This is a genomic window from Chitinimonas sp., assembly GCF_041904975.1.
In the GTDB taxonomy this organism is placed as follows: Bacteria; Pseudomonadota; Gammaproteobacteria; order Burkholderiales; family Chitinimonadaceae; genus Chitinimonas.
The window spans coordinates 1-19,084 of sequence record NZ_JAYRLZ010000057.1; the positions used below are offsets into that span (position 1 = coordinate 1).

At 58.5% G+C, this 19,084-nt stretch carries 15 protein-coding genes and 2 tRNA genes; 10 read left to right on the forward strand and 7 right to left on the reverse strand.

Translation table 11 applies throughout. The features are described 5' to 3' along the window. Positions 1 to 1,523, forward strand: a 1,523-nt coding sequence (locus ACE3OH_RS07755) for a 3-hydroxybutyrate oligomer hydrolase family protein (protein WP_374350417.1), incomplete at its 5' end; no start/stop codon positions are given. Between the two features lie 119 nt (positions 1,524 to 1,642). Then, positions 1,643 to 2,524, forward strand: a complete 882-nt coding sequence (locus tag ACE3OH_RS07760; RefSeq protein ID WP_374350419.1) for a hypothetical protein — start codon at positions 1,643 to 1,645, stop codon at positions 2,522 to 2,524. A gap of 246 nt (positions 2,525 to 2,770) precedes the next feature. Here ACE3OH_RS07760 and ACE3OH_RS07765 read toward each other — a convergent pair. Continuing rightward, a tRNA-Ser gene (locus ACE3OH_RS07765) sits at positions 2,771 to 2,860 on the reverse strand. Positions 2,861 to 2,971: 111 nt separating this feature from the next. Between ACE3OH_RS07765 and mltF the strand changes: the two genes are divergently transcribed. Together mltF and ACE3OH_RS07775 are read left to right on the forward strand one after the other, a co-directional pair. Beyond that, positions 2,972 to 4,411, forward strand: coding sequence for a membrane-bound lytic murein transglycosylase MltF (gene mltF, locus ACE3OH_RS07770; RefSeq protein WP_374350422.1), 1,440 nt, complete (start codon positions 2,972 to 2,974; stop codon positions 4,409 to 4,411). A gap of 54 nt (positions 4,412 to 4,465) precedes the next feature. Continuing rightward, a complete protein-coding gene (locus ACE3OH_RS07775; RefSeq protein ID WP_374350424.1) occupies positions 4,466 to 5,197 on the forward strand; it encodes a sulfite exporter TauE/SafE family protein in 732 nt (243 codons plus the stop codon). A gap of 57 nt (positions 5,198 to 5,254) precedes the next feature. On the opposite strand, the gene ACE3OH_RS07780 is transcribed toward ACE3OH_RS07775, so the two are convergent. Next, positions 5,255 to 5,329, reverse strand: a tRNA-Arg gene (locus ACE3OH_RS07780). Positions 5,330 to 5,396: 67 nt separating this feature from the next. Here ACE3OH_RS07780 and ACE3OH_RS07785 point away from each other — a divergent pair. The 3 genes from ACE3OH_RS07785 to ACE3OH_RS07795 all read left to right on the forward strand — a co-directional run bounded on the left by ACE3OH_RS07785 (position 5,397) and on the right by ACE3OH_RS07795 (position 8,047). Continuing rightward, positions 5,397 to 5,915, forward strand: a complete 519-nt coding sequence (locus ACE3OH_RS07785) for a peroxiredoxin (RefSeq protein ID WP_374350427.1) — start codon at positions 5,397 to 5,399, stop codon at positions 5,913 to 5,915. 19 nt (positions 5,916 to 5,934) lie between these two features. Further along, positions 5,935 to 6,336, forward strand: coding sequence for a DUF2721 domain-containing protein (locus tag ACE3OH_RS07790; RefSeq protein ID WP_374350429.1), 402 nt, complete (start codon positions 5,935 to 5,937; stop codon positions 6,334 to 6,336). A 268-nt stretch (positions 6,337 to 6,604) separates the two neighbouring features. Further along, positions 6,605 to 8,047, forward strand: coding sequence for a protein kinase (locus tag ACE3OH_RS07795; RefSeq protein ID WP_374350433.1), 1,443 nt, complete (start codon positions 6,605 to 6,607; stop codon positions 8,045 to 8,047). 142 nt (positions 8,048 to 8,189) lie between these two features. Here the strand turns inward: ACE3OH_RS07795 and ACE3OH_RS07800 are convergent, their stop codons facing one another. From ACE3OH_RS07800 to murJ, 3 genes are all read right to left on the reverse strand, one after another. Further along, the gene (locus ACE3OH_RS07800) at positions 8,190 to 9,386 is read right to left on the reverse strand and encodes a pyridoxal phosphate-dependent aminotransferase (protein ID WP_374350435.1); all 1,197 of its coding nucleotides are present in this window, start codon (positions 9,384 to 9,386) and stop codon (positions 8,190 to 8,192) included. A gap of 114 nt (positions 9,387 to 9,500) precedes the next feature. Further along, a complete protein-coding gene (locus tag ACE3OH_RS07805; protein WP_374350437.1) occupies positions 9,501 to 9,995 on the reverse strand; it encodes a hypothetical protein in 495 nt (164 codons plus the stop codon). A 65-nt stretch (positions 9,996 to 10,060) separates the two neighbouring features. Further along, a complete protein-coding gene (murJ, locus tag ACE3OH_RS07810; RefSeq protein WP_374350440.1) occupies positions 10,061 to 11,602 on the reverse strand; it encodes a murein biosynthesis integral membrane protein MurJ in 1,542 nt (513 codons plus the stop codon). A gap of 126 nt (positions 11,603 to 11,728) precedes the next feature. On the opposite strand from murJ, the gene rpsT reads away from it, so the two are divergent. Continuing rightward, positions 11,729 to 11,992 (forward strand): 30S ribosomal protein S20, encoded by a 264-nt coding sequence (rpsT, locus tag ACE3OH_RS07815; RefSeq protein WP_374350443.1) that lies wholly within the window; start codon positions 11,729 to 11,731, stop codon positions 11,990 to 11,992. Between the two features lie 105 nt (positions 11,993 to 12,097). On the opposite strand, the gene ACE3OH_RS07820 is transcribed toward rpsT, so the two are convergent. Further along, entirely contained in the window at positions 12,098 to 12,430 is a 333-nt protein-coding gene (locus ACE3OH_RS07820; RefSeq protein ID WP_374350445.1) for a hypothetical protein, read from the reverse strand. Between the two features lie 125 nt (positions 12,431 to 12,555). Between ACE3OH_RS07820 and ACE3OH_RS07825 the strand changes: the two genes are divergently transcribed. After that, the gene (locus ACE3OH_RS07825) at positions 12,556 to 13,611 is read left to right on the forward strand and encodes a diguanylate cyclase (RefSeq protein ID WP_374350448.1); all 1,056 of its coding nucleotides are present in this window, start codon (positions 12,556 to 12,558) and stop codon (positions 13,609 to 13,611) included. Between the two features lie 65 nt (positions 13,612 to 13,676). Here the strand turns inward: ACE3OH_RS07825 and ACE3OH_RS07830 are convergent, their stop codons facing one another. Further along, on the reverse strand, positions 13,677 to 16,646 hold the full coding sequence (locus ACE3OH_RS07830; RefSeq protein WP_374350450.1) for a TonB-dependent receptor domain-containing protein: 2,970 nt from the start codon (positions 16,644 to 16,646) through the stop codon (positions 13,677 to 13,679). Between the two features lie 509 nt (positions 16,647 to 17,155). Between ACE3OH_RS07830 and ACE3OH_RS07835 the strand changes: the two genes are divergently transcribed. After that, the coding region (locus tag ACE3OH_RS07835; RefSeq protein ID WP_374350452.1) for a TonB-dependent receptor plug domain-containing protein at positions 17,156 to 19,084 on the forward strand (1,929 nt) is incomplete at its 3' end.

The following is a 19,084-nucleotide window of genomic DNA, read 5'->3' on the forward strand; positions in this document are numbered from 1 at the left end:
TGAACCTGATCGACGGCACGCGTGCTTCGCGCAAAGCCGCCGGAACCAAGGCAAATTTTGCAGCGGCGCTCTCCGATGCAGAGCTGACAAGCTATAACGCCGCCTTCCCCAACCGCCTGGCCATCAAGCATGTGCATTCGCAGCAAAACCCTGAAAAAGACTGGGGGCGCGACACCTTGCGCGCTGTGCAGTTTGCGTTTTATGTAATCAACGACAAATTTGGCGATGCCGGCAGCGACGGCACGTCCAGGCTGGCCAATGTGGCGGTGGCCGGCAAGACGACGGTGATTGCATCGAGTGCCTCCAATGGCGCCGGGGCGGCACTGTTGGCGGCGGAGCAAGACACCCAAGGCCTGATCAGCGGCGTGGCGGTAAGCGAGCCGCAAATCCAGCCTGCCAGCGTGGCGGGATTGGTGATTCAGCAAGGCAGCGTGGTGCAGCCTGCCATCGGCAAAACCCTGGTGGACTATTTCACTTTTGCCAACCTGTACCAACCCTGTGCGGCGCAGGCAGCTGCGGCCAGTGGCGCCAATTCGGCATTTGGTGCGGCTACCAATGCAAGCGCCGGTGCGGCTCGCTGCGCTTCCCTCGCGGCCAAGGGTCTGCTAAACGGTGCCTCGCTGGCCGAACAGGCGAACGACGCGCTGGCCCGGATGCGAAGCTATGGCTATCTGGCCGAGTCGGACTCGCTGCATGGCGCCCATTTCGGACTGGCAACGCTGAGCGTGACCCTGGCCTATGTCAATGCCTATGGCAAATTCTCGGTCAAAGACAATATCTGCGGCTACAGCTATGGGTATTCCGATGCCACGGGTGCGGTTGTTGCCCCGGCTGCCGGCTTGGCTGTGGCTTTTGCCAATGGCAACGGCGTGCCCGGCTATGCGGTGGGCGGGCTTGGCATCATCAATAACAATGCCGTGGGTGGTGCGAGGGCGGATAGCCTCTCGGTGTCGCCATCGACCAAGGTGGCTGATTACAACATTGACGGCGCGTTGTGCCTGCGTGCCCTGGCTACCGGCAAGGATCCGGTGTCCGGTGCAGTGTTGACCGGCGACATGAAAGCGCAGGCCGACCGGGTGGCCGCTGGCGTCGCACAGGTGCAAGCCAGTGCCAATCTGCGCGGCAAACCAGCGGTGATCGTCGCGGGTCGCTCCGATGCCCTGATCCCGGTCAACCATGCCAGCCGCGCCTATTTCGCCGCCAATCAAAAGGCAGAGGGCGCAACATCCAGGCTGCGTTATATCGAGGTGACCAATGGCCAGCACTTTGACAGCTTCCTCGGCTTGGCAGGTTTCCAGACGCGGTTTATTCCGCTGCATGTGTATTTCAATCGGGCCATGGATGCAGTGTGGAACAACCTGACAGCAGGCGCGCCGCTGCCAGCTAGCCAGGTAGTACGTACCACCCCGCGTGCACTGGCAACAGACAGCCTCGGCGCTTCCGCCCTGCCGGCCTTGGTGACAACCCCACAGACAAGCGATGCAATCAGCTTCAGCGGATCAACCCTGACAGTGGCAAATTGAATCGGCTCTCATTCGGGGCGCACGGTTGATGCGCCCGAGCTTATGTTGTGAGCTACCCATGTGCGAAATTGCTCAGGGACCGTTTAGCGAAAACATTGCTCACCAGAGGAGTGCCTGTCATGCCCCAACTACCCAGTGGTCGCCATGCTGCCGTGGATTCCAGGTTGATTGAGCTGTGGAACGAAGCCTTGCAAGGCCGTCGCGTGCATGAACTGATGGCCATCAATGAGGTGAAGGATCTGGCGCCTTTCCTGCAAATCGTCGAGCTGATTCCGACGAAAGCCGAAGGTCGGTCGCGAGAGACGCTGGCGACAGGCAAGGACATGTTCCCTGCCGATTGCTTTGTCACCAAGGCAACTGGCGTTATGGTGTCGCAGAAAGAAGCGTTGTATGCGCTCTGGCCAGGGATGGACTGCCTGGCTTTCGATCAGTTCTTGGCGTCCCCACAGTTCGTGCAGAACATAGAAGGGATGTTGGGAGCAGTAAAAGATTTACAAGTACGTCTTCGTAGCGAAGGTAATCTGGCGGCGCAGATTGCAGTTGGCTGGTGGCTGGCCGGTTGTCACCCCGCCCAGGAGGATGGGTGGAATGATATCGAATCGACGCATTGGGATGACTACGACCTCCTTGGGGCGCTACTTGTATTCACCCGCGCTCTCAAGCCGGAGGAGTTTCAGGATGACCATGCCGCTTGGGATACCTTGATGCGCTTGAATGTAATGTGGCCCGTGATCTGTGCATACTGCCCGACACTCGTGACCTGGTATTTGGACGCCGATGGTCCGGCCAGAGAGATGGGGTTTCAGCTCCGTCAGACCAGGGCACTTGAAGCCATCGGGGCGCAATCGCTTGGCTGGATACGCGATCAATCAATTGTGTTTGCCAATAACTTGTTTGACTATTTCGATGAAAGCTTGTTACGCAAGATCGATCAGTCTGCACTTGGCATTATCAAGCTGGTGGCAATGGCGTATGTTGACGGTTTCAACGGCGACAATTGAACCCCCGAATCAGCATCTAATGGGCACGCAATTGTCGCAGCATTGCGCTTTTTGACCGGAAAATCGTTTTCGGTAGCGCTTGACCCTGTTCAACGGCTAGTGTGGATGCGCGCCCGTGTTGATGCTTAGACAAAGGGGCATGCGTCAACGCTATTGCCAATCAGCGTGTAGTCGGCGATTCCGCCACGGATAGGAATGCGAGTAGAAATGAAAAACGCCCCGAAAGGGGCGTCTTTGCTACAACACTGGCGGAGAGGGTGGGATTCGAACCCACGGATGCGTTGCCACATCGCCTGATTTCGAGTCAGGTACATTCGACCACTCTGCCACCTCTCCGGCTCGAAGTCGCGCATTATGGTTTCCTGAATCTGGCTTGTCAAGTGTTGTACGTTGATTGCCGGTCAGGCCGCCTGCCATGGCACAATCGCTCCGGTTTGGGGAGTGCCTATGCTGCGTCGATGGCTGATTTGCCTGCTATTGCTGACCAGTGCCTGCGATCAAGCGCCGGAGGAAGAGGCATTCCGCCCGGTGCCGCGATTGCAGGAGCAGGGCGAATTGGTGGTGCTGGTGCGCAATGGCGCCAATAGCTTCTATGTGGATGCCGAGGGCAAGTATGCCGGTCTTGAATATGACCTGGTTACCCAGTTCGCCAAACAGATCGGGGTAAAGGTCAAACTGGTGGTTGCGCCCAAGGTGGCAGATATTCCCGCGCGCCTGTTGCGCGGCGAGGCGCATCTTGGGGTGGGCATGCCGAGCGGGTTGGCCAAGGGGGTGAACATCGGCCCCAGTTACTACGCCTTGCAACCGGCGCTGGTGTATCGCAGTGATGCCAATATGCCGCGCAGTGCGGCTGATCTGGATGGCGTGTTGATGGCGGGGCCGATCTATGTGCCGGCGTTGAAGGCGCTGCAGGCCAAGCATCCTGGCCTGCGCTGGCACGAAGCAGAATACCTTGATGCGGAAGAATTAGTTGAAAAAGTCGCAAATGGCCTGATTGATTATGCCGTTGCCGATCGGCATGCAATCAGCGTTGCACTGAATTATTATCCGGATGCCAGTATCGCTTTTAATATTGGCGACCCTGTACCCTTGACCTGGGGCTGGAGTTCAAGCGTGCCGAATGAATTCGGGCGGCAAGTGAACGACTTTTTCAAACGCGCCCAGAAAGACGGTACCCTGGCGAATCTGATCGAGCGATATTATGGCCGTGCAAATCGCTTGCAGCCAATCGATGCCAGCACGTTTTTGGCACGTCGCCTTACCGAATTGCCGAAATTCCGCAAACATTTCATCAATGCCGAAGCGCAATACGGCACCGATTGGCGCTTGCTGGCCGCACTTGCTTATCAGGAATCACATTGGGATCCATTTGCGACCAGTGCCTATGGGGTACGCGGTTTGATGATGCTGACCAACGATACAGCCGACCGCATGGGGGTTGGCAATCGCCTCGATCCGCTTGAAAGCATCATGGGCGGCGCGAAGTATATTGATGTCCTGAAGAATCAATTACCCGGCAAGATTGCCGAGCCGGATCGCAGCTGGTTGGCGCTCGCGGCATACAATATCGGAACGGCACATCTGGAAGATGCACGCGTGCTGGCGCAGCGTTTAGGCAAGAATCCGAATAAATGGAATGATCTGAAAACCGTTGTCCCCTTGTTGCGGAATTACGAATACTTCAGCACGCTTAAATATGGATTCGCGCGTGGTGGTGAAACGGTCATCTTTGTCGAGAATGTACGCAGCTATTACGATATTCTGGTCCGGTTTGAAAATGCTGCCAAGCCGATGTTTTCGCCATTTGATGAACGTGTGACGGTGGCCAACCCGGATGGCTTGCGACTCGGTATCAATCAGGCAGATGCAGCAAGTCAGGCACATTGACGACTTGATCATTGCTGGCCTTGGTTAACATATTCAATCGTTTGGGGATTTGCCTTGTTGTGGCTTCTTGCGCTGGTGGCGTTTTATGCCGGCATCCAGAATACGCTGGCCGGTGGTGGCTCGTTCATTACATTTCCGACTTTGCTGTTGGCAGGGCTGGATCCGATAGCTGCCAATATCACCTCGACGGTGGCATTGTTTCCTTGCCAGATCACCTCGGGGCTGGCCGGGCGCAAGCTGGTGGAAGGCGTTCCACCGGTACCGTTTCGATGGCTGGTACTGGTCAGCCTGTTGGGCGGAATCGCAGGTGCCTTGCTGTTGTTGATCACGCCGCCGACCTTCTTTGCCAAGCTGGTTCCGTGGCTGGTGTTGTTTGCTACCACCATGTTTGCCTGGGGAAGCTTCGGTCGCCGCTCGGTAGCCGCACAGCGCAAGCTGGCGCCGAAGTGGGTGCTGGGTATCCAGGGGCTGATTGCCATATACGGGGGGTATTTTGGTGGCGGCATCGGCTTTTTGATGCTGGCCATGCTGACCTTGGCAGGTCTGGGCGTCCGCGCCGCAGGAGCCAGCAAGAATATGCTGGCCATGGTAATGAATGCATCGGCCGTACTGATTTTTCTCGGCTCGGGGCAGGTTGTCTGGCATATCGCCGCAACCATGGCGGTAGCGGCTGTTGTCGGTGCCAGCTGTGGAAACTGGTTGTTACACCGTTTGCCGGAGCGCTACCTGCGCATATTCATCGTACTGGTGGGAAGCGTGCTGACGGTGTGGCTATTTGTGCGTTGACATTCCGGCATTGGGCGCCGGCGGGATTTCACTTACCATCGCGCATTCGACCTGCTGTGGCGCCCCCGCCGGGAATCGAACCCAGAATTGCCCCTTAGGAGGGGGCCGTTATATCCATTTAACTACAGAGGCAGGCGGCGCGCATTCTACCGGAATCCGCGCAGTTTGCAGAATGAGCTCACACTGAAGGGATAAGCCAATGAAAATCGTATTGCTTGTATTGAGTCTCATGCTGTCGGTGCTGGTTCATGCCGAGTTGTTGCCGGGTAGTGTGGTACCGGCATTTTCGCTGGCCGATCAAACCGGCAAGACAAGGGCAAGCGATGAGTTTCGTGGAAAATGGCTGGTGCTGTATTTCTATCCCAAGGCCGGCACGCCCGGTTGCACGGAAGAGGCCTGTAGTTTTCGCGATGATATTGTCGTGCTGCGGGCATTGGGTGCCGAGGTGCTCGGGGTGAGTACGGATAGCGTCGAGGCAATCCGCAGTTTCGGCAAGCAGCATGAATTGCCCTTCACCCTGCTCGCCGATACCGATGGCAAGGTTGCCGAGCAATATGGCGCTTTGATGAATCTCGGCGTGGCCAAGTTTGCAAAGCGCTACACCTATCTGATCGATCCAGCCGGGCGGCTGGTCAAGTTCTACAAGGATGTCGACACCAAGACCTATGCCAAGACCATTGCGGCCGATTTACGCAGCTTGACGGCGCGTAAAGACTGAATACACCGGGAGGCGCACCTTGGAATTGACGATCAGCGTACCTGCCTTGCTGTTTCCGGCCATATCGCTGTTGCTGCTGGCCTATACCAACCGGTTTCTCGGCATCTCCAGCGTGATCCGCACCTTGTATGACGATTACCAGCGTGCGCCGCGCGAAAATGTGGCAAGGCAGATCCACAATCTGCGTCGCCGGGTGATTCTGATCCGGCGCATGCAGGCGGTGGGCGTGGCGAGTTTGTTCCTGTGCGTGCTGTGCATGTTTTTCATCTACTTCGGCTTGCAGCACGCGGCGCATCTGGTGTTCAGCATCAGTCTGCTGGCCATGCTGGTGTCGCTGGCGCTGTCCTTGAGCGAAATCCGCATCTCCAGTGATGCGCTCAATATCCTGCTGGCGGACATGGAGCAGGGCGGAGAAGACTAGGCCGGGCTTGCCAAGGGCTGGCTGGTGTGGCTGGGTGGCAGGCGCGGCCTTTCAGGCAGTGTGTGCGTATTGCGTTGCTTGGCGTATATGTGGCGACTGACGATTTTAGTGAGCGGGGTGTGGCTTCTGATGATGGTTGTTCGGCCGTGGTGGCCCAACTATGGCTACAATCAAGGGCTGTGGCCGGTGCGCATGGTATAAGCGCTATCGGATTGCAATGTCAGTAACCACAACATGGGCGTCAAGATCGCTGCGTTAAAATAGTTCGATGCAAACACTCGGTCATTATCGTATCGACGCCCAGGTGGGCCAGGGTGCCATGGGCATCGTCTATCGGGCTGTCGATCAGCGGCTGGATCGCACGGTTGCGCTCAAGGTGCTGCGCCTTAGCCTGACCAGCAGCGAGCGCGCCGAATATGCCGGACGTTTGCAGCAGGAGGCACGCTCGGCAGCGCGGCTCAATCACCCCGGCATCATCACGGTGTACGAGTGTGGTGATATCGATGGCTACGCTTTTCTCGCCATGGAGTTTGTCGAGGGCAAGTCGCTGCAGGCCCTCACCGATAGCGGTGTGCGAATTTCGGTCGGCCGTGTACAAAAGCTGGCTGACCAGCTATTCGGCGCACTGGCTTACGCCCATGAGCATGAGGTGGTACACCGCGATATCAAGCCAGCCAATCTGATGCTGACGCCGGATGGCCGACTCAAGATCACGGATTTCGGCATTGCCCTCTTACCCGCCAGCGATCTGACCCGTACCGGCACCCTGGTCGGCTCGCCACGCCATATGGCACCGGAGCAGATCGAGGGCAAGAAAGTGGATGGGCGGGCCGACCTTTTCGCCGCCGGCATCGTGCTGTATGAATTGCTTACCAATACCCGGCCGTTTGATGGTGAGCATCTGGCCAGCATTGCCTACAAGATCCTGCATGAGCCGGTAGCCGATCTGCGCCAGACTCACCCGGATATTCCCGAGCGTCTCTCTGGCGTGGTGATGCGTTGCCTGGAGAAAGACCCACAGCAGCGCTTCAAGACGGCGCGCGAGGCGCGTGCAGCGCTTCGCGCCAGTGACGGCTCGGCCAAGAAGGCTGATGTGAAACCGGCGCCGGCTGCTTTACTGTCGCCGGGTGTGGAATCGAAGCCGGCAGTGGCACGCAATGGCAAGCAGCCCGTTTTGGCGGTGCCGCGCTGGTCCTTGCTGGTGGGCTTGGGGGTGATCGGGGTAGCGTTGCTGTGGGGGGCTTTTGCCGCCTACAACGCCAATGCGGCAGCGGCACCTGTTCCGGCGGCGCTCACCCAGGTTGCGCCTGTTCAGCCGGAGATTCGCCCGCAGCCGGTTGCGAGTGCGCCAGCTATCGAACCCAGAATCGAAACGCCTGCTCCGGCAGAGCCGAGCAAGCCGGTCCAGCAGGACGACGCGGATAAGGCCGGCGGACTCGGTGAGTCCGCCAAGTCTGCCGAACTGAACAAGCCCAAGCCCAAGCCGAAGGCAAGCGAGCGCGGCCAACCTTCCCCGGCTGCGATGGTGGCGGCCAAGCCGGCATCGGATCCGGCACCGGCGCGTTCAGGCCCGCAGGCGGTGCCCGAGACAGTGCATGCGGAGCCTCAGGCCGATAAGGTCGACAAGCGCACATTCTTGCAGCGCCTGCGTGGCTGTGACGAGCAAGGCAATTGCCCGGTTTCCGCACCGCGACCGACACGCGACAAATAAGCCAGCCAGCGCAAGCCCCTTTACGGTCTCTGGCAGTTGCAATGAAGCCCTCAAGAATAAAGCGCGCCGGCATCCGCTGCCTGCGCGCTTTATCCGGGTCAGTGCCTGACTAGCCTCAGCCCGACCCTGGCTAGCCAGCCTGCTACGCCAGGGCGACCTCAATTCGCGCCAGGGCTTTTTCAAGATTGCCCATGCTGGTGGCGAAGCTGATGCGGAAATAACCGTCGGCACCAAAGGCCGAGCCCGGCACTACCGCGACATCTTGCGCTTCCAGTAGATAGCTGGCCAAGGCCAGATCGGTGGGGGCTGCCAGCTTGCCTTCCCGGTGCAGATTGTCGATTGCCCCGCGTGCGTCGACAAAGGCATAGAAGGCGCCTCCTGCCTTGAGACAGTGCAGGCCACGAATCTGGTTGAAACGTGCCACGACAAACTCATGGCGTTGATTGAAGGCTGCCAGCATCGGCGCGAAGCACTCGGCCTGCGGGCCATTCAGCGCGGCTTCTGCGGCGACTTGCGAAATCGAGGTCGGGTTGGACGTAGACTGGGACTGAATGTTTTCCATCGCCTTGATCAGCACCTCCGGCCCTGCGGCATAGCCGATACGCCAGCCGGTCATCGAATACGCCTTGGAAACGCCATTGAGCAAAATGGTGCGCGGATACAGTTCCGGGCAGGCATTGAGGATGTTGGCAAAGCGGGTGTCGCCCAGCATCACATGCTCGTACATATCGTCTGAGGCAATCAGCACGTCCGGATGGCGCTTCAGTACTTCACCCAAGGCACGTAGCTCGTCGATGGTGTACACCGCGCCGGTGGGATTGGACGGAGAATTGAGTACCAGCAGCTTGGTGCGCGGCGTGATGGCAGCCTCCAGCTGCGCCGGACTGATCTTGAAGCCCTGGTCGATTCCGCAGCTCACCACCACCGGCTTGCCTTCGGCCAGGATCACCATATCGGGATACGACACCCAGTAAGGCGCCGGGATGATCACCTCGTCGCAGGTATTGAGATAGGCCTGTGCCAGATTGTAAAAGCTCTGCTTGCCGCCGCAGGACACCAGAATTTGCCGGGCGGTATAGTCCAGCCCTTGGTCGCGCCTGAATTTGCTGATGATGGCGGATTTGAGGCCGGGCGTGCCGGATACCGGCGTGTATTTGGTGAAACCCTGCTCGATGGCCGCAATGGCGGCTGCCTTGATGTGAGCGGGGGTGTCGAAGTCGGGCTCGCCGGCTGCCAAGGCAATGACATCACGCCCTTCTGCCTTCAGTTTCTGCGCTTTGGCGGTGATGGCAAGTGTGGGAGATTCCTTGATGGCCTGGACGCGATGCGAGAGTTCCATGGCAACTCCTTGATGAGGTGATCGGGGTATTCAACATAGTGGCGGAACTTGCCCGCACCCGGCAATGGCAAAAAAAATGCCGCCGGCGAGGGCGGCATGCGGTCGCTGTCTGACTCAGAACAGATAGGCCCAGATCCAGGTACCGGCGGGATACGTAACGCCATTGACCGATACAGTGCCCGAGGTGCTGGTCGGGGTGATGTTGCCGCCGCTGCTTGCCAGATTCACCACCAGATTGTTGAACACCACATTGTAGGTGGCGCCGCGATAGCTATAGCTGACCGGGCCGTTGTAGCTGCCTGTCAGGGTGCCGTTGCGCAGATCCTGCGACAGGGCGAAGGTCAGCGCACCATTTGCGGTGAAGCCGCCCGCATTGCTTGGCGCATAGTTGTTGAAGGTCAGGGTGCCATTCCAGTTCCAGCTGCTCAGCTGGCCGCTGGCGTCGAGCGTGGTGCAGCTATTGCCGCGCAGCGACATGCCACCGCCGGTGGCGCGTGCCAGAAAGTCAGTATTGCTGTCGATGGCGATGCAGGTGGGCGGTGTGGGGCTGGCTGCTAGCGTGCTTAGTGATACCAGCGTTGCAAACAAGCCGATCAGAAATGCCTTCATGGTGTGCTCCTCGTTTGAAAGGTGCTGAGTCTAGTGGATAGGAACGCTGGTTTGAATGGCCGGAATCACACTGCGCGGCGCATAAAGCTGCGCGGTCGAAAACCCTGCAGGTAAAGCGCGGCGAAATAGACGCAAGCCCCTGCTGTCACCAGTACAGCCAGCTTGAAGGCGCGGACGGTTGATCCGCCCGTCAACCAGTTGCCCAGCAGGTGTTGCGCAATTTGCAGGACAAGTGCCATGGCAGCAACGGCAAAGAGAAGCTGCAGCAAGAATTTTCCCCAGCCAGGCTGAGGGATGAAGGTATTGGTGCGGCGCAATCCCGCGAACAGCAGGCCCGCATTGGCGCAGGCGCCGAGGCTGATCGCCAGGGCAAGGCCGGCATGGGCTAGCGGCGTAAAGAAGAAGAACAGGCTGTTGAGCAATTGGGTAAGCAGCAGTGTGACGATGCCGATCTTGACCGGTGTCCTGATGTCCTGGCGCGCGTAATAGGCGGGCGCCAACACCTTGATGCTGATCAAGCCCAACAGGCCAACCGCATAGGCCGCTAGCGCGCGCTCGGTCATCAGTACATCAAACGCGCGGTATTGGCCATGCAGGAACAAGGTGGCAACCAGCGGTTTGCCGATGACCGCTAGTGCAACGGTGGCCGGCACCGCCAAGATGGCGGTCAGGCGCAGTCCCCAGTCCAGCATTGCCGAGTATTCGTCGCGCTGGCCGCTGGTCTGTAGTTTCGAAAGGCTGGGGAGCAAGATGGTGCCAAGCGCCACGCCCAATACGCCGGTGGGCAATTCCATCAGACGGTCGGCGTTATACATCCAGCTCATGGTGCCATCCGGCAAGTGCGAGGCAAAGTTGCGGCTGAGCAAAACGCTGATCGGTGCGATCGACACGCCGAAAATCGCTGGCCCCATCAATTTAAGCACCCGCCACACGCCGTCATCGCGCCAGTCAAGTTTGGGCCAGGCAAGCATCCCGATTTTCCACAGAAAGGGTAGCTGGAATGCCAGCTGCAACACGCCGCCTATCACCACCGAAATGGCCAGTGCCACGATGGGCTGGCTGGTAAAAGGCGCCAGCAACACGCCAAAGCCGATCATGGAGATATTGAGCAGCGTGGGCGTGAACGCAGGTACGCTGAACTGATTCCAGCAATTGAGTACGCTGCCTGCTAGCGACGACAACGAAATCAGCAAGATATAAGGAAAGGTGATGCGGGTAAGCGTGATGGCCAGATCGAGCTTGCTTGGCGTTTTGGTAAAGCCGGAGGCGGCCAGCATCACGATCCACGGCGAGGCAATCACCGCGATGATGGTGATGATCAGCAAGATGATGCCGAGTAAGCCCGATACCCGCGCCACGAATGCACGGGCGCTGTCATCGCCGCGCTGGGTCTTGTATTCGGCTAGAAGCGGGACAAACGCTTGGGAAAAAGCGCCTTCGGCAAAAATGCGCCGCAACATATTGGGCAGCATGAAGGCGACGGTAAATGCATCGAAGGCCGGACTTGCGCCGAACTGATGGGCATTCATCGCATCACGGACAAAGCCGAGAATGCGCGACAGCATGGTCATGCTGCTGGTGCGGGCGAGTGCTTTCAATAGGTTCATGGGGCCGGCTGGGACAGGGATGTGGTGAATCGGCCCTAGTGTACGCGATCATTGCAATTTGATCGCAGTGTGGGCATAATGCCCGGCTTCGCGATAGTCTTTTACCGGTTTAAGGAGTTGATTTAAATGGCAAACAGCGCACAAGCCCGCAAGCGTGCCCGTCAGGCCGCCTCGGCGCGCCTTCACAATATGAGCCAACGCTCGGAATTCCGTACCGCAGTCAAGCGCGTACTGAAGGCCGTTGAAGCTGGCGACAAGGCCGCAGCTGCTGAAGTGTTCAAGGCTGCATCGAGCACCATCGATCGCATCGCCGACAAGGGCATCTTCCACAAGAACAAGGCCGCTCGTCACAAGAGCCGCCTGGCTGCCGCCGTCAAGGCAATGGCCTAAGCAGGACATAGACAAGCGATTTGCTGGCCAGCATCGTATGTCGAAAAGCCCACTCCTTGGAGTGGGCTTTTGTTTTTTGGGGCAGCAGCCTGAAGTGCGCTGGCTTCAGATGATGCGCATCAGCTTGAGGTAGTCGCTGCGATTGAGCTCCTGGCGGTGGCAGGCATCGGATTCATCGATACTGACATCGATAACCACCTTCACATAGCGGCCTAGCCTCTGCCAGATGGCAATCGACAGCTTTTGCGAGAATTCTGCCTGGTTGTCTTGATCCGGTAGTACGCCTTCACTCAGGGTTTCCACCAGCCAGCCGCCCTTGAATTGACGCTGTGAAATCCACGATGGGCTGTGCCAAACATCGCGCACGGCGGCAAGTACGCGTCGGGGTTCGCTCGAGCCCAGTGGAAAGACCGAAACATGAATGCGGCAGGTCGACATCGGGTACTCCGCAAGACGGCAGGCTGGAAGGGGCTCTGCCATTATCGGCAAGGGAATCTTCGCCATGCAACATTGTCACGCTGATCGGTATGCTAGATTTCAGGCTGCACAACGAGATGACCATCATGACTTCCGAATTGACTCCTCCCTTGCCCCGTATCCTGGTCGTAGATGATTCGCGCATTGTGCGCGCGACGGTCAAAAAGCACCTGTCCACCAGTTTTGACATCATCGAAGAGGCGGATGGCGAGGCCGGCTGGGCGCGCCTGATGGCTGACCCCGACATCATGGTGTTGATGAGCGACCTGAGCATGCCGCGGCTGGATGGCTTCGGTCTGCTGGCGCGGGTGCGCAAGTCGGCTGATCTGCGTATCAAGCATATGCCGGTGATCATCATTTCCGGCGAAGAAGATGGCGAGACGAAAAACCTTGCGGTGGATCGCGGCGCCAATGACTTTGTCACCAAGTCCACCGATCGCGCCGAAATGGTGGCGCGGGTGTCAGCGGCGGTAAAGCTGGCGCGGACCGAGCGCGACCTGCGCCATAGTGAAGAAATGCAGGCGAAGACGGTTACCCTCGATACCCAGACCGGCGTCGGCACCAGCCATCTGCTGCGTCTCGAGGGCGAAAAGGCGCTGGCGCGTGGCGTGCGCTATCACGGCGATACCACGGTGGTGCTGTTCGAAATCGATGAGTTCGATACCTTGTCCGGCGAGTTGGGCGAAAACGTCGCTGACCAGCTGATCGGGCTGGTGGCGAAGATGGTGGCCGGCCGGCTGCGCAAGGAAGAAACCCTGTCGCGCCTTGGTGGCCCGCGCTTTGGCGTGGTGTTGTATGCCGACCTCGATGGTGCGCTGATCTATGCGGCGCGCTTGCGCGATACCATCGCGGCGGCCAAGGTGAATTTCCGCGGGCGGCAGTTGCGTGTTACTGCCAGCGTCGGTATTGCCAATGCCCAGGCTGATGGTGCGGCTTCGTTCGAGCAATTGCTGGCGGTGGCGGCCGAGCGTCTGGCGCAGGCAACGGTAGCGGGCGGCAATCAATTCCAGGCGCCGGCAGCAGGCTCCATGTCGGTGGACCAAGCCTTGGCACTGCTGGCCAAGGGTGAACGTGATCTGGTCATGCCGCATCTCGCCGGCTTGCTCAAGCAGATCCAGCCTTTGCTCGATCTGTCGCACTAAGCTTGGAAAAACAAACGCCCCGGTTTAGCCGGGGCGTTTGTCTTTCAGGTCTTGCTAATGGCCGATCAGAAGAACTTGTAGCCCACCGTCAGGTAATACACCCTGCCCAGTGCATCGGCATAGCGACCGTCGTAGCCGGAGGAGTTACCGGCGCCGGCGTTTTGCAGGGACAGAGGCGGTTTACGATCCGACAGATTCTTGATGCCGCCGGTCAGAGTCAGGTTCTTGAAGCCGGTGTAGCGGGTCTGCCAGTCCAGTGTCGAATACGATGCGACATCGCGACCGGTTGGATCGCAGCCCTTGGTTTTGGCATCGTCGGCAGAGCAGGCGGCGCCGAATGCCAGTGCGCCGCCGAATCCTCCGGTGGCGGTGATGGCGCGGATGACGGCGTCATCAGCCTTGAACTCCTGGTCGTGATAACCGCTCTTGTAGTGCAGGGCAAAGGTATTGGTGAAGGCGCCCCACACATCGGTGAGCGACAAGGTCGTCACCACCCGCGATACCACGTTGTTGTCGTCGCCATAGCGACCCAGGCTGGACTTCCACTGGCCGGTTGCGCCATCGGTATAGCGCGCCTTGAGCATATAGGTACCGGTCCATTGCGCGCTCAGCTTGGTGCCGAAGAATGGCGTGCGGAAGGTGTGGTCCCAATCAATGCCCTGGTATTCGGCACGCGACAGATTGATCGGTTGCTGGCTGAAGGCCCAGGACTTGAATCCGCCGGTCGGGTCGTTGATTACCGTGAAGAACTTCTTGTAAGCGCCGGCATTGGCAAAGGCCGTTGCCTCATTCAGCGGCTGGATCTGATCCTTGATTTCCACATTCCACAAATCAAGACCAAGCGAAACTGACTTGCTTGGCTCGAACCGGCCACCCATCGACCACTGGGTAGAGCGCTCCGGCTTGAGGCCATTGGCACCGGTAGCCTTGTTGCCCTGTTGCAGCAGATCGTATTGGGCTTCGCCCTGGCAACCCAGCGTGCCGGGGAAGGGGCAGCTGTACGTACCGTTGGTGCTGCCGAGGAAGGCGGTCGGATTGGTGATGTCCTGCAGTTCCGGTGCGCGGAAACCAGTGCCATACGAGGCGCGGATCAAGGTGGAATTGTTCGGTGTCCAGCGGCCGCTGATCTTGAAGGTGGCGCGGCTGAACGAATTGCCCTCGGTGGTCGAGCCGTTGTGTTCAGTCAGCGACGTGATATTGCCGGCGGCATCGCGGGTCTCGTCAAAACCCTTGGCATTCTTGGCGGCGCTGTAGTGGTCGTAACGCAGGGCGGTCGATAGCTCCAGCGTCCGGTGGACCGGCAGCAGCAATTCGCCATAGGTGCCCCATACATCGCGGGTGGTGTCGAATGGCAGCTGACCTGCCGAGCCGCCAATGGCGGTATTGGCCAACGAGGTGCCATCGGGCAGGCGGGTGCGATAGTTGGTGCCGCCTTGGTAGATAACGCTAGGTGATCCGGTATAGCCCTGGCGCACGATATCAACGCCGCCACCGAACATGGCGGCGCCCTCCGGCATCTGGAAGGCTTCGCCCGATGCCTTGAGCGTCAGCACGTCCAGCGTCGACTTGGCCTCGTTCAGCTTGCCACGCAGTACGGCTGGCGCCAGTGCGTCAACCGCCGAGCCTTGGGCGGAGTGGAAAGGATCGTACTTGCCGGAGCGGATGATCTCCTTGAACTTGGCGCTATCCACATAGCCCGATACCGCTTCGTCGGTGAACTTCGCTTCGGAGTGGGTAAAGCTGGCCGATACATCCCAACCCAGCCAATTGCCCTCGACGCCGGCAACACCATGGAAGGACTTGGTCTTGTAATCGTCGGTACGGCGACCGGCATCGGCTACCCGCGTCCACACCTGGGCTTGGGTGATGCGATCATGGCTGTAGTTGCCGGGAACCTCCATATCGATGAACGCGGCACGCGCGGCGCGATCCAGTGTCGCATTGTCCAGAATCGAGTAGGGTGAGGCGCCACCTGGGCTGGTGTCGATCACACCCAGTGGCTGTGCTGGCGGCGCATAGGCGGCGCGCATGGTGAAGTCGGTGTAGGCCAGCTCGCCAAAGCCGGTGAACGAGCCGCCAAGCTTGGCGCGGCCGGTCAGAAAGAAGCTGTCGCGCTTCGACTCAGGCTGATTGTCTACAACGGCCGCGTAGTTGTAGCGGCAGCGCGTGCCTTGCTTGATGCCCGGCGCGGGGCAGTCGCCGGTCTCCAGGCGATTCGGGTTGTAGAAGCTCTGGAAATTATCGATGTCGTTATCGAAGGTGATCAGCAGATTGGCGGGAACAGCGTTCGAGCTCCACTGCGTGTACCAGTACTTTTTGCCATTGTTCTCGAACTGGAACACACCGCCTTGCTTGGTGAAATCGCGCTGGCTGGCCAGCAGCTTCTTTTGGTCGTCATGGCTGTAGGACAGCTGGATATTGAAGCCGTCTGTGTCCATCGAGCCAAAGCCGGCGACCAGATTGCCCGAGCTGTTCTCGCCGCCGCTCTTTTGCGGCTGATTGGTGGTGGCACTGACTTCCAGGCCCTGGTAGTTCTTTTTCAGAATGAAGTTGACTACGCCGGCCACTGCATCGGCACCGTAAATGGCTGATGCGCCGTCAGTCAGAACCTCGATGCGCTCGATCGAGGCAAGCGGAATCGATTCCAGATTGACCGCGCTGCCGTTGTTTGCGCCGGTATAGGCTGCAGCCATGCGCCGGCCATTGAGCAGTACCAGGGTGTACTTGCTTTGCAGCGCATGCAGTGCGGCACTGGTAATACCGGCACCGCCGCTGTTCACTGATTGCGACGAGGCAATATAGCCCTGCATCGATGGCAGGTTCTGGATCAGGTCGGTGACCGAGGTGGCGCCGGTCTTGGCAATGTCTTCTTTGGAAATGGTGGTAACCGGAACGGCGCCTTCCTTGGCGATCCGCTTGATGCTTGAGCCGGTGACTTCAATTTTTTCGGTTTTATGCTGGCTGGCTTCATCGGCGTACAAACCGCCGGCAAAGCCGATCGCCGCAACAGCCAGCGCTAGCTGAGTTGCTTTCATCGCAATTTCTCTCCACATCAATTGATAGGCGTGGATGTATTTGCGTAGACGAGCGCCTATTTACACGCTGCGCAGACCCGAAAGTGTGTGCCGCAAGTATTCGCTCAATTGCTGACGATGAACAACTCTATTGTGTTTCTAGTGCAACAATTTGTCTCGAGTGTTGGTTTTTCACACATCGATCGAAATGGTCCGGATCGATGAGCGAAACGATCTGCTGCAAGCGTCATTTCTCAGGTGGCGACTGCTTCGCAGGGCGGGATGGTGCAGCCACACCGGCAGGAAAGTGTTGCTGCGGTTTGTCTCAACAAACCAACATTTCACCGGCCGATGTTGTAAATGTTGGCTAGCCAATTGCGACCGACAAATCGCAGCACGTAGTATGTCCCGGTCTCCATCCGTTTGCGCCTGTTGGCGCTGGCAGGATGGTTTTGTGCAGTTTCCGGTGTTTTGGCCTGACCAGGCCTGTCCGGGTAGCAAACTGACTCACTATTGGGGAGATCACTCTGATGAAAATGAAGCAACTCGCCTATGCAATCGGCCTGATCGGCATTGCCGGCATTTCTGCAGTACACGCTGAAGAGCAGAAGGCGGAGCGTATTGAAGTTACCGGTTCGAGTATCAAGCGCACCGCCAAGGAAGGTGCCCTGCCGGTTACCACCATCACCAAGGAAGATCTGGTGCGTACTGGTGCCACCACGGCACAAGATCTGGTCAGCCTGATTCCGTCGAATTTTGGTGGTACGGTTACCTCCCAAAACGTCGGTGCTACCGGTGTTGCTTCCACTGCTGGCCTGCGCGGCCTGCCGTCCAAGTACACCCTGGTTCTGCTCAATGGCCGTCGCGTTGCCAACTATGCCAGCGGCAACCCTGTTGTGGACTTGAACTCCATCCCCCTCGCGGCAGTTGAGCGTGTGGAAATCCTCCGCGATGGCGCTTCGGCTGTGTACGGTGCTGATGCCATTGCCGGTGTGATCAACTTCATCCTAAAGAAAGACTATCAAGGCGCCGAAGTCAGTGCCTATGGCACCAAGACTGATCAGGGCGGTGGCGATGTCACGGTGTACACCGTGTCGGCCGGCTATGGCGATATCGCCAGCCAGCGTTTCAACATCTTCGCGACCGTTGGCCATGAAGAAGACGATGTACTGAAGTCCGTCGATCGCAAGTTCGCCAATACTGCGGTGCGCGCCGATCTCGGCATCAATAAGGCCTCCCCGCGCAACGGTATTCCGAATTTCCGTTTTACTGACTCGTTGGGCAACTCGTACGCCAACGTCAACCCGTATCGCTACAAGAACTGTAACTTCCCGGAATTCGCCTTGGCGGTGAACGGTGACACTTCCTGTGGTACGGACTTCGTGAAGTTCATCGACATCATCCCGAAGAAGAAGAGCGACAATGCACTGGGTCGCTTCCTGTTCCAGCTGAATGAAGACAATCAATTCTTCGCTGAAGCGATGCAGGTAAAGGACAACTTGGTAGCGCGCTATTCGCCAGCTCCTTACACCAAGAACATGACCTACCCGGCCACCGGTCGCTTCTACCCAACGTCCTTCACCCTGCCCAAGGGCTTGGTTTTGCCGGCAGGTTATAAATTTGCCGACGGCACGGTGACTACAAAGGAAACGACGCTGGATCGTGACCTGGTCGTAACACCGAAGGGCCCGATGACCGGTACCTGGCGTACCGTTGCCGGTGGCGGCCGTGGCGATGTCACCGATACCACTTCGGATCGTTATCTGTTTGGCCTCAAGGGCAATCTGTTCGATTGGGACTATGAGACTGCCTATACCCACGGCGAAAACAAGGTCACCGTCAAGTTCGGTAGCGGCCAGTACAGCTACGAGAAGCTGACCCCGCTGATCAATGCCGGTGAGATCAATGTATTCGGCTCGCAGGACGCCAAGAGTCTGGCCGCACTGGAATCGGCAACGCTTGCTGGCAAACTGCAAAGCGACAGCGTTTCCAAGTCGGATGAATTCGATTTCCGTGCATCCAAGGAAATCTTCCAGCTGGCATATGGTCCGGTCGGCTTTGCCTTCGGTGGTTCCTACCGCAAGGAAACCTTGTCGCAGTTCTCCGCGCCGGTGTTGGCCTCGGGTGACCAGGTTGGTGGTGCTGGTCCGATTCCTAGCGTGACCGGCAGCCGTAAGGTAAACGCCCTGTTTGGCGAATTCTCGGTTCCTGCCTACAAGGATCTGGAATTGTCGCTGGCTGGCCGCTACGACAATTACAAGAACGACTTCGGTACTGCCTTCAACAAGTTCAGCCCCAAGGTTGGCGTACGTTGGACGCCGACCAAGTCCTTGCTGGTTCGCGCTTCGGCCGCGCAAGGCTTCCGCGCGCCAACCCTGTATGAAAACCTGCTGCCGTTTACCGCCGGTAACAATACCAACGGTTCCTACAGCGATCCGTTGCGTTGCCCGAACGGCGTG

What these genes read in the sequence shown, in the direction of transcription:
- ACE3OH_RS07760 (WP_374350419.1), top strand. Translation starts at nt 1,643, where the DNA reads ATGCCCCAACTACCCAGTGGTCGCCATGCTGCCGTGGATTCCAGGTTG.
- mltF (WP_374350422.1), top strand. Translation starts at nt 2,972, where the DNA reads ATGCTGCGTCGATGGCTGATTTGCCTGCTATTGCTGACCAGTGCCTGC.
- ACE3OH_RS07785 (WP_374350427.1), top strand. Translation starts at nt 5,397, where the DNA reads ATGAAAATCGTATTGCTTGTATTGAGTCTCATGCTGTCGGTGCTGGTT.
- ACE3OH_RS07795 (WP_374350433.1), top strand. Translation starts at nt 6,605, where the DNA reads ATGCAAACACTCGGTCATTATCGTATCGACGCCCAGGTGGGCCAGGGT.
- ACE3OH_RS07800 (WP_374350435.1), bottom strand. Translation starts at nt 9,386, where the DNA reads ATGGAACTCTCGCATCGCGTCCAGGCCATCAAGGAATCTCCCACACTT.
- ACE3OH_RS07805 (WP_374350437.1), bottom strand. Translation starts at nt 9,995, where the DNA reads ATGAAGGCATTTCTGATCGGCTTGTTTGCAACGCTGGTATCACTAAGC.
- murJ (WP_374350440.1), bottom strand. Translation starts at nt 11,602, where the DNA reads ATGAACCTATTGAAAGCACTCGCCCGCACCAGCAGCATGACCATGCTG.
- rpsT (WP_374350443.1), top strand. Translation starts at nt 11,729, where the DNA reads ATGGCAAACAGCGCACAAGCCCGCAAGCGTGCCCGTCAGGCCGCCTCG.
- ACE3OH_RS07820 (WP_374350445.1), bottom strand. Translation starts at nt 12,430, where the DNA reads ATGTCGACCTGCCGCATTCATGTTTCGGTCTTTCCACTGGGCTCGAGC.
- ACE3OH_RS07825 (WP_374350448.1), top strand. Translation starts at nt 12,556, where the DNA reads ATGACTTCCGAATTGACTCCTCCCTTGCCCCGTATCCTGGTCGTAGAT.
- ACE3OH_RS07830 (WP_374350450.1), bottom strand. Translation starts at nt 16,646, where the DNA reads ATGAAAGCAACTCAGCTAGCGCTGGCTGTTGCGGCGATCGGCTTTGCC.